The organism is Pseudoalteromonas sp. NZS11 (assembly GCF_015864765.1).
GTDB lineage: Bacteria > Pseudomonadota > Gammaproteobacteria > Enterobacterales > Alteromonadaceae > Pseudoalteromonas > Pseudoalteromonas arctica.
This window is the reverse complement of record NZ_JADYWP010000004.1, coordinates 99,970-112,355: the sequence shown is the minus strand read 5'-3', so window position 1 is coordinate 112,355 and position 12,386 is coordinate 99,970. Positions and strand designations below refer to the sequence as shown.

Sequence of the window (12,386 nt, the reverse complement as noted above, 5' to 3'; positions counted from 1 at the left end):
CTTAAATTGCTTCTTCGTCAAGTTCGCCAGTACGGATACGAACAATTTGATCCAAGTCGTACACGAAAATTTTACCGTCACCAATTTTACCTGTTGATGCAATTTTAGTGATTGCTTCAACAACGCGTTGACAATTTTCAGTACGAGTTGCAATTTCAAGTTTGATCTTAGGAATAAAATCTACTTGGTATTCTGCACCACGATATAACTCAGTATGACCTCGTTGACGTCCAAAACCTTTAACATCAACTACTGTCATCCCCTCAATTCCTAAATCAGCGAGTGCTTCACGCACGTCGTCTAATTTAAATGGTTTTATGATTGCACTAATCATTTTCATAGCGGCCCCCTCGGACTCTTTATTGTTATCCTATTGGGTTAAACAATCCAACCTTTGTGCCACTATTTTATATCAATTAAAAACAGCCACTTAGTAAAAAACACAAACTCAAGATCAAAAAAAACGCACCAATTAGGTGCGTTAATTTAACAAGTCAGCTACATTGGTGCGTGCTATATCTCTATATATTTATCACGTATCTAGCTTTGTTTAAGAAGGGTTATACCACGCAGTTTCTGCCTTGGTTTTTAGCTTCGTATAATGCTTTGTCAGCAACACGCATTGCCTGTGTTAAGCTAGTGTCTTGAAAGTCAGCCAAGCCTATACTCGTGGTAATTTTAATTGATTTATCGCTAATAGAAAAATCGTAACTAGCCATCTTTTTCCTAAATGCTTCAAAGTATTCACGACCGCGTTCTAGCTCTATTTCAGGTAATATTATGGCAAACTCTTCCCCGCCAACCCGTGCAACCGTAAACTTTGAAAACGTAGATCGTATTAATGAACCAACCTGTTTTAAAGCCTGATCGCCGCCTTCATGGCCTAATGTATCGTTAATGTTTTTGAAAAAATCGATATCAAGCAATGCCAAAGTATTTTTCTGGTTTTTACTTTTAAGGAGCTTTTCTGCATATTGATAAAAGTAGCGTCGGTTATGAAGCCCTGTTAAGTGATCCCTATGTGCGCTTTCTTTAATATCTGAAATTAACGACAGTTGCTCCATTGTTTGAAGTACTCGACAATGAAACTCTTCATTCATAAATGGCTTTGTTAAAAAGTCATTGGCGCCATATTTAATAAATCGTGCTGATAGGCCATGCTTCCCCGCGCCCGACAAGCCAATAATTGCTAAGTCGTCTCGGCCTCTAAAATTACGTACCGCTTTGACAAGTTCAAAGCCATCCATAGAGGGCATAGCGTAGTCGGTCATAAGTAGCTTTATATCAGGATTAGCTTTTAATATTTCGAGTGCTTGTTGTCCATCGTGGGCATCTGTTACATCAAACAATTGCTTTTCTAGCATTTGCTTCATTAACGAGCGACTTAGTAATGAGTCATCTGCTATTAGTGCTTTACAGCCTTGATTTCTGAGTAATTGCGCAACGAGCTTAACGGCATAATGGTAAGAATCGCGATTATCTTTAATAACATAATCAACTACGCCCAATTCAAGCATTTGTTGGCGCTTGTACTCATCTATTTTTGAGGTTAAAACAACCGTAGGAATTTTTTTAGATAAAGTATATTTTGCAACTTCACCGTGCGGAGCATCTGGCAAAGTTAAATCAACTAACGCAAGCGTATAGTCGTATTTTTCTACGAACGTAGCGCATTCTGCTAAAGACCAAGCAAAATCAATTGCTACATCAAGGTATTGTGCAGTTAAGTGGCGAAGCACCTGCTGCACTACTTTACTGTCTTCAACCACTAATACTCTTTGCATAAAGCTTCTCTTTACCTTTAATTAATTTTGTAACAAAACGACAAATACAATGCTATTACTGCAATAGCATTAGTCATAAACATCCGGTGTAGAGTGCACTTATGTGCTTGAAAGCGTAATCCATTAGATTTTTTTGGTGATAGCTTGTATATAAAACCAATACAAGTAGGCCCGCAATATACCTGAATTCTGTGATTAACTAAATAAAGAAACCCAACCTAAAATAACTATAGAAGTGATTAATACGAATCTACAAGTGTATTAATCACTTACTTAACTAGTATTATCGGCCACTAGTCTCAATACTTTTGTTATTTAACTCATTAATGTCTTTAATGGTGTATCAACAATAATAAGGACACCTAATGAAGCTTAGTCGTATTATCAGTTTACCGATAACCGTTATTGCATTAATAATCAGTACAAGCACGCTTGCCGATAACCAACGTCGTATTGATGTAGACAGCAAAGTTGTTACTCAACATAAAGCTAAAATCAACGGTCAACGCTTTAATTACACCGTTGCCACAGGCACACAACCTGTATGGGATGATAAAGGCGATGCGGTTGCGACATTGCAATACACCTACTACACACGCGACAAAGTTGACGACAGGACAACTCGCCCATTACTTATTTCATTTAATGGCGGGCCAGGTTCGGCTTCTGTATGGATGCACCTTGCTTATACTGGTCCTCGCGTATTAAAAATTGATGACGAAGGCTATCCAATTCAACCTTATGGCGTAAAAGACAACCCATATTCTGTACTTGATATTGCCGATATTGTTTACGTAAACCCTGTAAATACAGGCTACTCTCGCGTACTTGAAAACGAAAAAGGCGAACTTCCTTCTAAAGCAAAACAAAAAGAGCTATTTTTTGGTGTTAATGCCGATATTAAATACCTTGCTGAGTGGTTAAATACTTTTGTAAATAGAGCTGAGCGCTGGCGATCGCCTAAATTTTTAATTGGTGAAAGCTACGGTACAACACGTGTATCGGGTCTTGCTCATGAGCTTCAAAATAGTCAATGGATGTACATAAACGGTGTTGTTCTCGTATCACCTACTGATATTGGTATTAAGCGCGACGGCCCGATTAAAGCCGCTAACCGCCTACCTTACTTTGCAGCGACTGCTTGGTATCACAAAGCACTTAAAGCCGATTTACAAGCTAAAGATCTAGATGAGTTATTACCTGAAGTTGAAGAGTTTACTGTAAACGAGTTAATCCCAGCGCTTGTTAAGGGTGGCCTTATTAATGCTGAAGAAAAACGTCGAATTATTACAAAAATGGCACACTACGCAGGCTTATCAGAAAAGTTTGTTGAACAAAATAACTTGGATATTCCAACTCAATTTTTCTGGAAAGAGCTACTACGTGAACGTGGTCAAACGGTGGGTCGCTTAGATTCTCGTTATTTAGGAATAGATAAACGAGGCGCAGGTGAATCCCCAGACTACTGGGCTGAACTTACCTCTTGGTTACACTCTTTCACTCCTGCAATTAATCACTACTTACGTGAAGAGCTAAACTATAAAACAGATGTAAAATATAATTTATTTGGTAATGTTCACCCATGGGATAGAACCGGTAATAATACGGGCGAAAATCTACGTTTAGCAATGGCGCAAAACCCTTACTTAAACGTGATGATTCAATCAGGATACTTTGATGGTGCAACCAATTACTTTGACGCTAAATATACGTTATGGCAATTAGACCCAAGCGGTAAAATGAAAGACCGTTTGAGCTTTAAAGGCTACAGAAGTGGGCATATGATGTACCTTCGCCACGCTGACTTAGAAAGCTCTAATAACGATTTACGTGACTTTATACAGGACGCTTTACCTAAGAAAGGGGAAGCGGCTAAATACTAAAATATTTTAAACATAAAATGGCTCTTTATGAGCCATTTTTTATGTGCGTTTTTCATATCGTAAACAATAGCTTTTAAGTTGCGTTACTACATCGTTGAAGCAGGTCTCGAGACTTTGCATTTCATTGTTATCAATAGATTCATTTTCTGCATACGTTTCGATCTGCTGGCATATATCAGCCAGTTTAATAGCCCCTACCGATTTTGACGACGACTTTAAGGCATGGGCCTGAAAAGCCAAATCAACATAATTTTTACTCTTAGCATACGCATTAGCTAATTTAATTTGCTCCCCTGCCGTTTGTAAAAACGCATTAAACACCATGCAGTGCACAGTAGGATCATCACCAAGCATTGCTTTTAATAACGTGATATCTAGTTGATCAAAACTATCTGAAGCTATATTTTCACTATCAGATTTATCTGAACATGTACTAACCATTGTTTGAGAGTGTTCCATCAACAGCGATTTTAATTTAACAAGCTCAATGGGCTTGGTTAAAAAGCCGTTCATTCCACAATCATAACAATTATCTATATTGTTTTTGGTAATGTTGGCCGTAATTGCAATTATAATAAGTTTATCAAAATGAGTGTTTTCGCGTATTTTTTTGGCTAACCCTAACCCATCGAGTAAAGGCATTTGAATATCGGTTAGTAAAATATCAAAGTGTTTATTTTGCAGAGTTTCCCAAGCTTGTTCGCCATTACTTACAAAAGTAGAACACACCCCAAGCATGGTTAATTGCTGCCTTAATACTTGCTGGTTTGTAACCTGATCCTCTGCTACTAAAACCTCAAGCGTAGGAAGAGTTACTGTATCTAAACTTTGAAGTGTTATTTGAGGAGATTGCACTTGTGCTGGCAAATCAGTTTGATCAAAGCTGTTAAAGTTTAGTGTAAAACAAGAACCTTTGTGCTGCTCACTTTGCGCGCTTAAAGAACCCTGCATGCGCTCTACCAGTTGCTTAGTTATCACTAAACCAATACCCGTGCCATTTACTTTACTGGTTTCAGCTCCTAAACGGTCAAAAGGTTTAAATAAGCGAGAAATATCATCTGGAGCAAATCCACATCCGGTGTCTGTTACATCTATTTCGCATTGTTTATTACTTAACACTCGGCAATTTATATTAATGCTGCCATTTGGTTTGTTGTATTTAATCGCATTTGAAAGCAAGTTAAGCATCACTTGTTTAAAGCGCCGCTGGTCAATATAAACTCTCAGCCCTTCTAAGGACTCTAAACCCTGGGTTTGCAGTGTTATTGAGTGCCCTTTAACAAGCTCAGTGACGAGCTCTACTGACTCCTCTAATATGCTTTTAATAGGCACATAAGAAAAACTAAACTGCATATTACCCGACTCAATAGCGGTCAAATCAAGTACATCGTCTATGAGTAATAGTAAATGTTCTCCAGCTTGATAAATGCTTTTCGCGTTTTCTTTTTGTATTTTATTAGCACTTTCATCATATCCATACAGTTGGGCTAAGCCTAAAATTGCATTTAACGGGGTTCTTAATTCGTGGCTCATACTGGCCATAAAATCTGACTTTGCTTTACTTGCTGACTCAGCCTGAATTCGTAATACATTTAATTTTTGATGGTTATTAGCAACCTCATCAACCATGTTATTAAATGCACTTATTACGCTGCCTACTTCATTTTGTTGTTGTTTATCTATATGACAATCAAAATCACCTTTGGCTAAACGTGAAAACCCCTGTTTTAAAGTCCTTAAAGGCGACGTAACCCTGTAATCCACCAGCCAAGCTAAACCTATAAAAACGATAACTAAAATAATAAATTGTATATATATTAGGGTGTAATGAAGCTTTGAAGATTCGTTTATTTCATTCGTAAAATTAACAACCAAGCTAATATTAGCCAGCGGTTTATCTAAAAACACCACCTGCTGAGATAACAGCATGTCACCGTTTTCATTTGCTCCAACCCAGTTTTCAAGCGGGTATAATTGGTTATTTGAATCCACATCAACAATTTTAATACTTTTCCAATTAGGGCGAGTTTGGAGTTGGCTGTCTATTTCTTCATACAGCTCTGCATACTGCCTAGTTAACAACGGAGTCGTTATAGAGGTCGATAACTGCGCTAAAGAACGCTGAGCAGCCTTTGAAAGCCCATCGTTTACCCAACGCGCTTGCTCAGGTAAGGCGTAAAACATAAAAAGACAGGCCATAAGCAAGCCACAAAGCAATACAACAATAAAGCTTTGTGCCCTTAGACTACGAAACCCTCTAATTTTCAACATAAAATGAGCGCAAGCCCCACTGAGTCAACTGCTGATACTCTGCTAAAGTTGCAATACTAGGTTTAATAATTGGGATACCTGCAAGTAAATGTTTATGCTCTGCGCTTTGGCTAATATCTAAAATAGCTTGTTGCACTTTTAACTGTATTGTAGGGTCAACCCTTGGGTGGGCTACAATTGGATGGCGACTAATTTCACGCGTTTTATAAAGAATTTTAAGCTTATTTTGCAAGCTTTCTGGTTGTTGTTTAAATGTGCCCATTACACCACCGCCCGCCATTGTTGAATGCAGTGCTACATTTAAATATACCGAAGGGTGGGTTTGAACATATACAGGCTTTATTGTTAGCCCATACAACAACGCTAAGTCGGCTCTCATTAATAATGACGCACCTAATGCATTAGGTGCAGGGAATGCTATTTCGACGCCCTCTAGTTGGCTTAAATTATCAATACCACTGTCTTTATTTACGAGCAAAATACCTTGCAGCTTTCGCCCTGCATCTTTTATTAGTGGCAAATACCCCTGCTTCTCATATGCTACAACACTGTGCCATGGATTCATGTATGCAAAGTCGTACTCGCCATTAGCAAAGGCTTTTTCAAATACCGGAATAGACTCAACTGTAATTAGCTTTATTGATACCCCTGTTTGCTTACTTACTTGCTTTAACAAAGGTTGCCAAATAGCATTTAGCTTTTGCGGCTCATATTGCGGCACTACACCAAAGGTATATTCTTGAGCCAATAAGAGTGAGCTGTGCATCAAACATAATATAGCCACTAAATACTTCATCAATTCTCCAAATAATAGCGTGTCATTATTGCTTAAGCGTAGTTAAAGACTACTCAACACACCATAAAATTATTATATATTCGATATTTAGCACTGACCGGCTTTGATTACAGGCAGTTTTGGAGTGTATTTTTATGTGTGAGCATATGATGTAAATTAATAAAGATGTTGTAAGTACTTTTTAGGCAGGCTTTGTTGCTTAGCCAAGTAGGGATTGATCCATAAGGCAAAGCTGGTTGGTATTTCGCTCATCTGCGCTTTTACTTCAAAAATATTATCACTGTGGCTTTGATAATACACACTTACGCCATTTTTGTTTTTATACAAATGCCATGTTGGCTCAGCGTAAGTGTTAAAACTAACTGATAAAAGAATAACGAATAAGCACTTTTGTAACTGAATTTCATTACAAAAGCGCATCATTTATTTTTGCCAGTAAGGTTCTATGTCAAATGAAGCAAGGCGACTTTGCTCCATCGCACTAACCAGATATTCAGACTTTTGTTCAAGCCATGACTGGATTTTAGCAAGCTGTTCGTCTTCTTGCCCAGCACATAACTGCTTTAAATACTCAAGCGTACTTAACTCATAAATACCATGAGAAATATCAAGCCAAGGCAATCTAAACTCTAGGCGTTCTTCTTTATCAAATAACGATCCTAAGCAGTTACCGCTCAGTAAACTATTTTCAAGTTGAGTGCGCAGGTTTAAATACGAAGCGACATCGAGTGTTTGTTCTTTAGGGAGTAATTCGTGCAGATTTTTCCAGTCTTTATTAAAAAGCCTACTCGCAATGGACGACACGTTTTGCTCAGCCGCTTGAAGCTCTATTTGCCCCCAATCTTTACGCCACTGTTTATCAATTAACCACGTAGTTAACGACAGTAATAAACGATTATAACGCGCGCTATGAAACAGTGCATTTATATCGTCAATGCTTGGCTGTAACTCTTTTAAATCACCAATGACTTGAGTAAGTGCTGGAGCAGCATTAATTTTTTTATAAAAAGCATGGCGTTTAGACGTGTACGTTTTTAATTGAATCGCGTTTTCTACCCACGCTAATTCGCTTAATAACCATTTAAGCTCTGTACGTAAATGTTCTGTACTTTCTTTGGATACTATATCGTCGTACAGCCAAAAAGTATGGCGTATTAGGCTAATGCCGTCAGTTACGCGTTTAAGCGTTTTTAAACTTGGCTTATCGAAATAGCATTGCTCATGCTTTTGCACAAAGCGAATGCCAAAGTTCATGGCTTCAACTAAAGCACGCTCTTGGGTAGTCGACTTTGGTAATTGAACAAAACCAATAGATTTGCTTGGTATTAAAGGTTTTTCATCTGCAAGGCGATAACCACGCGCGGCCTTAGAGTATAATCCTAAACGGATACAGTTCTGGCTAACCAGTACATCTGCAAACGCAAACAACTCACTACGACTGCCCTCAACAAGCTCAATTTCAAGCTCGCTAATAATTTCAATTTTACCCGAAGCCGCAATTTCACCTTTATCGAGTACAACTTCAATTTTAGCGCCACTTTCGGTTTCAATTAACCAAGTACGACGAATAAAGTTAGTACTAAATATTGGATACAAGTTTTTTGAGATTGCGCTTATTTGCATGCCATGAGGCCAAATATCAGCATCAAACGCCATTAAATTAGGGCGACTTGATTCAATTGGTAAATTGTACTCTGGACGTTGGTGTAAACCACCTACAACTTCACCTGCAAGCTTTATAGTTTGCTCGCATTCGCTGTCAGAACAGCGAGTTCTAAAGCCTATGTCAAGCGCTCTAAGCTCTCGGCTTGGCGTGTCGTAGTATGCATTTTGTAAGCTGCGTGACGGTTTATTCTTCACCGTTTTTGCAAATTGAGTAATTAACGAGGGGATCAGTGGAATAACGGCATCTGATACCAAAAATTTCAGTTCTATCTCAGTATCCATTCGGTTTGCGGATTACCTTTAAAATAAATAAGTGCTCAAAATAAACAAAGCACACTAACAATGCAAATTTTTTAGCCTTATTTTAGTGCCTGTTGACCTTTGTGGATTAAAATTCGTTCTATCTAGAGGCAATTTAATCGCGGGGCGAGGTTTGTAACCTAGTGGGCTAGGTAACTGCTACTGGGTTACAATATCAGTCTTGCTATTGAGCTATTTAATCCATACTATCTAACTACTTATGTGAAATGAAAATCACGTTCATAACGGACGCAGTTAGATCAACAAGGTAGATAAATGCTAAAACATTGTTTATTAGGGCTACTTTTAACAGCCACCACATTTATGAGTTATGCAGAAGAAGCAAAACCTGCAAATTCAACTAATGCAAACACCGCTTATATTATCGATAATTTATATACTTTTATGCGCTCTGGTGCGAGTAAGAATTATCGACTACTCGGCTCTGTAGATGCTGGAACAAAGTTAACCTTGTTATCTGCTGAAGAAAACGGCTTTATAAAAATTAAAGATGATAAAGACCGCGAAGGTTGGATAGAAACTAAGTTTGTTACCAAAACGGCAGGCTTACACCAACAGTACAAAACACTAAGTAGCGAAATGAGCACTATGCAAGAAAACCTGCGCCAAGCTCAAATAGAACTTCCGCAGCTACAAGAGCAAAACCAAACTTTAACTGATCAAAACCTGCAGTTATCGGCCCAAATTACTAAGCTTAAAACGACACTAGAACAAGAGCGCACCCAAAAGGAAGCTGCTAGCTCAAAAGAGAAACGTCAGCTACTTACTTACGGTGGTGCTATTGCGTTTTTAGGCCTGTTTTTAGGTATTATATTAACGATAGTGTTGTCGCGTCGTAAACGCTATGAAGGTTGGGCATAACCCTCCTTTCTATTGAATACAAAAAAGCCGCTTTATAGCGGCTTTTTATTCTCTGTATTTTCATGCAGTTCGAGTTTTGGTGCACTCATACCTTTGAGTAACCGACCAAATATATCAGCGCCGGTAATAATGCGCTTCACATCACTCCACACTAACACCACATCGTGATCAATGGCCCCATCAAACGATTTATCTAAAGAATGACTAGCCCGTATTTTTAAAATAACTTCACTCAGGCGCATCGCCTCATCAGCAACAATAATAGGTCTGTGACAATAATGATAAGGGTCGAACGTCTCTGGTTCAAACAAGGCTGAACGTAAAAAGCCGTCAGCATCTACCACTAATAAAGGCCAACCGTCTTCATTGGTAATGATCACCCAGTTATAACCTGACTTATGTAGTTTTCGTAAAAACTCATTATCAGTCGTTAATGTCAGGTCTGGGAAAATAGGCAAATCAAGCTTAGTAGGCAAAGCAATAATAGAGTCTGGATCAATTACCTCACCCTCTTTGGTTACGCTTATTTCATCTAAGCTAAAAAAGTTAAGCGCGCCTATTCCCTCAACGTGCTGAACATCAGCCTCTTCTGCTTCTATGTGTTTGCGAATAATACCTCTGAGCTCACTTTCAGCAAAGTACGTAATCCCCTCTTTACCTAACCATGCATCGAGAATTAAAGCCGTTGGCTTAGCAACTACATAAAACAGAATCTGATAAAACTTAATTAACGGCGAAAGTAGGCTCGCCATTTTTAGCGCATTACGCGAAAAATAAGCCTGCGGTGTTATTTCACCAATAATAGTAATTGCAATAGTTGAGAATAAAAACGAACTTGCGCCCATTAATACCGAATCAGAAAGTAGTGTAAGTAGTACGTTAATACCTACGTTGCCCCACAAAATAGTCGATAATAAAAAGTTAGAGTCGTTTCGAAGGGCCATCACTTTTATGGCCGCCTCGTTCCCTTTTGCACTTTCCATTTCGAGCTGAAGCCTACTTAGTGAAAAAAACGCTAAGTTTAAGCCCGAAAATATTGCCGATTGTGAAATACACAAAGCAATTGCACACCAAATCATGACTTCAAAGGTCATTGTATTTTCCTGTTAGTAATACCAATTCACTTAATTAAGCGAATTGGTATAAGGCTTATAAAAGCAATAAACTGCCTAAACCTAAAAAGGTAACAAACCCAACAATATCGGTAACGGTAGTTAAAATTACCGAACCAGATAACGCAGGATCAATTTTCATTTTGTCTAAAATAGACGGAATAACAACACCTGCTAGTGACGCGGCCACTAAATTCAATAATATGGCTACCGTAATCGTAATACTAAGCATTAAGTCGTTAAACCATAAAAAGGTAAGTAGGCCTATTACAAACGCCCATACCAAGCCATTTACAGCGCCAACACGCAGCTCTTTTTTAAGCAACGCATTACGGTTTGAATCTGTAACCTGTCCGAGCGCTAAACCACGTACAATAACGGTTAATGTTTGACTACCTGCGATCCCGCCCATAGAAGCAACCACTGGCATTAATACAGCTAGTGCTACAACCTGTTCTATAGTTGCGCCAAATAAACCGATGAACCAAGACGCTAAAAAGGCAGTAGCTAAGTTAATACCTAACCATATACCACGGTTTTTAGCACTTTTTCGCACACTTGCGAACAGGTCTTCGTCTTCACGTAAACCACCGGCTTTAGCGGCAGCTTCATCAGCAATTTCTTGGCGTAATTCATACGCTGAGGCAATGGTTAATCGCCCAAGTAATTTGTTATCAGCATTAACCACTGGCAGTGCCATTTTTTCACTGTGGATCACCACTTCTGCCGCTTCATATAAATCATCATCAGCATGGAGCGATGAAAAGTCATGATTTGCCAATGTCATTAAGTTATCGGTGTCGCTGGCTTTTATTAAATCATTTACCGCAACCTCACCTATTAAGCTGCCCTTACGGCTTACCAAATAAATAACCTCACTGTATTGCGGTAAACCTTTATGTAGCAATTTTTTAGCGCCACCGGCAGTTAGCTTCTCTGATACTTTTAAAAAGTCAAAACCTAACCAGTGACCAAGTTGTTCTGGCGGGTATTGCTGCGCTAAATCATATTGTTTGGTTTGCGCTTCATCGAGTTGCTTTTTTGCATACTCAACAAATCGCTCTGGTATAACTTCTTCAAGTTCCAGTAGCTCTTCTACATTAACTTCATCAAGAAGTTTAAAAGCCTCAGTGTCTTCTAGTGTTTGCAGCAACCACAAGCAACTATCTTCACTTAAATTAACAAAAATTTCGTGTTGCGTGTCTTCGTCAAGCAACTGCCAAATTTCAAGTCGTTGTTCTTTTGGTATCGCCTCAAAAAGTAATGACAGGTGCTCTGTTGAAAGCGTTAACTGCGCATCTGCTAATAATTTATTTTTGCGTTCTGTTGTATCGCATTGCAATAAATCATTTATGAGCTGTGGAAGTTGGTCTACCGGATACTCAATCATCTTAAAACCTTAAAATTTAAAAGCGCACATTATTTATAGTCTACTTGAACAATAAAAAATTGCAGAAAAAACGTGAACTTATTAAGCATGCGCAAGCTATTTTTGCGCATTGTATGGGCAAACCAAATGCAGTACTAATATTTATTTTAAAAAATTAAAAAAACAGTAAAAGGAATTGTTTTTGAGGGATTAAACAACAAGTAAGCAAACCAAAGGGATTACTTATAATAAAAAAAATCCCATATTAGCTAGGCTAATATGGGCAAAATCACACAATGAATTAGGTGTTTTTAAATTACGGTT

The 12,386-nt window shown here is 38.3% G+C and carries 10 protein-coding genes; 2 read left to right on the top strand and 8 right to left on the bottom strand.

Annotated elements, in window-relative coordinates; translation table 11 throughout:
- Window position 1: 1 nt before the first annotated feature.
- Window positions 2-340, bottom strand: coding sequence for a P-II family nitrogen regulator (locus I6E82_RS10120; RefSeq protein WP_004587162.1), 339 nt, complete (start codon window positions 338-340; stop codon window positions 2-4).
- Window positions 341-560: 220 nt separating this feature from the next.
- Window positions 561-1,784: a diguanylate cyclase domain-containing protein gene (locus tag I6E82_RS10115; RefSeq protein ID WP_007584842.1), complete on the bottom strand. Its 1,224-nt coding sequence runs from the start codon at window positions 1,782-1,784 to the stop codon at window positions 561-563.
- A gap of 365 nt (window positions 1,785-2,149) precedes the next feature.
- On the opposite strand from I6E82_RS10115, the gene I6E82_RS10110 reads away from it, so the two are divergent.
- Entirely contained in the window at window positions 2,150-3,667 is a 1,518-nt protein-coding gene (locus I6E82_RS10110) for a S10 family peptidase (RefSeq protein WP_165721271.1), read from the top strand.
- 39 nt (window positions 3,668-3,706) lie between these two features.
- Here I6E82_RS10110 and I6E82_RS10105 read toward each other — a convergent pair whose 3' ends face one another.
- From I6E82_RS10105 to I6E82_RS10090, 4 genes are all read right to left on the bottom strand, one after another.
- Window positions 3,707-5,938 (bottom strand): ATP-binding protein, encoded by a 2,232-nt coding sequence (locus I6E82_RS10105; protein WP_197117792.1) that lies wholly within the window; start codon window positions 5,936-5,938, stop codon window positions 3,707-3,709.
- A complete protein-coding gene (locus I6E82_RS10100; RefSeq protein ID WP_165721269.1) occupies window positions 5,925-6,734 on the bottom strand; it encodes a phosphate/phosphite/phosphonate ABC transporter substrate-binding protein in 810 nt (269 codons plus the stop codon). Before I6E82_RS10100 ends, I6E82_RS10105 begins: the two co-directional genes overlap by 14 nt.
- A gap of 156 nt (window positions 6,735-6,890) precedes the next feature.
- Window positions 6,891-7,157 (bottom strand): hypothetical protein, encoded by a 267-nt coding sequence (locus I6E82_RS10095; protein WP_231616920.1) that lies wholly within the window; start codon window positions 7,155-7,157, stop codon window positions 6,891-6,893.
- Window positions 7,158-8,681: a CYTH and CHAD domain-containing protein gene (locus I6E82_RS10090; RefSeq protein WP_165726543.1), complete on the bottom strand. Its 1,524-nt coding sequence runs from the start codon at window positions 8,679-8,681 to the stop codon at window positions 7,158-7,160. It abuts the gene before it with no gap.
- A gap of 294 nt (window positions 8,682-8,975) precedes the next feature.
- Between I6E82_RS10090 and I6E82_RS10085 the strand changes: the two genes are divergently transcribed.
- Window positions 8,976-9,581 (top strand): TIGR04211 family SH3 domain-containing protein, encoded by a 606-nt coding sequence (locus tag I6E82_RS10085; protein WP_007584830.1) that lies wholly within the window; start codon window positions 8,976-8,978, stop codon window positions 9,579-9,581.
- A 32-nt stretch (window positions 9,582-9,613) separates the two neighbouring features.
- Here the strand turns inward: I6E82_RS10085 and I6E82_RS10080 are convergent, their stop codons facing one another.
- Both I6E82_RS10080 and I6E82_RS10075 read right to left on the bottom strand, forming a co-directional pair.
- A complete protein-coding gene (locus I6E82_RS10080; protein ID WP_007584829.1) occupies window positions 9,614-10,675 on the bottom strand; it encodes a DUF21 domain-containing protein in 1,062 nt (353 codons plus the stop codon).
- A gap of 55 nt (window positions 10,676-10,730) precedes the next feature.
- Window positions 10,731-12,083 carry a magnesium transporter gene (locus I6E82_RS10075; protein WP_007584828.1) on the bottom strand — a complete coding sequence of 451 codons (1,353 nt, stop codon included), beginning with the start codon at window positions 12,081-12,083 and terminating at the stop codon, window positions 10,731-10,733.
- Window positions 12,084-12,386: the final 303 nt, after the last annotated feature.

Bases quoted from the DNA above. Each gene is read 5' to 3' on its own strand.
- I6E82_RS10120 (WP_004587162.1), bottom strand. From the start codon at position 340: ATGAAAATGATTAGTGCAATCATAAAACCATTTAAATTAGACGACGTG.
- I6E82_RS10115 (WP_007584842.1), bottom strand. From the start codon at position 1,784: ATGCAAAGAGTATTAGTGGTTGAAGACAGTAAAGTAGTGCAGCAGGTG.
- I6E82_RS10110 (WP_165721271.1), top strand. From the start codon at position 2,150: ATGAAGCTTAGTCGTATTATCAGTTTACCGATAACCGTTATTGCATTA.
- I6E82_RS10105 (WP_197117792.1), bottom strand. From the start codon at position 5,938: ATGTTGAAAATTAGAGGGTTTCGTAGTCTAAGGGCACAAAGCTTTATT.
- I6E82_RS10100 (WP_165721269.1), bottom strand. From the start codon at position 6,734: ATGAAGTATTTAGTGGCTATATTATGTTTGATGCACAGCTCACTCTTA.
- I6E82_RS10095 (WP_231616920.1), bottom strand. From the start codon at position 7,157: ATGATGCGCTTTTGTAATGAAATTCAGTTACAAAAGTGCTTATTCGTT.
- I6E82_RS10090 (WP_165726543.1), bottom strand. From the start codon at position 8,681: ATGGATACTGAGATAGAACTGAAATTTTTGGTATCAGATGCCGTTATT.
- I6E82_RS10085 (WP_007584830.1), top strand. From the start codon at position 8,976: ATGCTAAAACATTGTTTATTAGGGCTACTTTTAACAGCCACCACATTT.
- I6E82_RS10080 (WP_007584829.1), bottom strand. From the start codon at position 10,675: ATGACCTTTGAAGTCATGATTTGGTGTGCAATTGCTTTGTGTATTTCA.
- I6E82_RS10075 (WP_007584828.1), bottom strand. From the start codon at position 12,083: ATGATTGAGTATCCGGTAGACCAACTTCCACAGCTCATAAATGATTTA.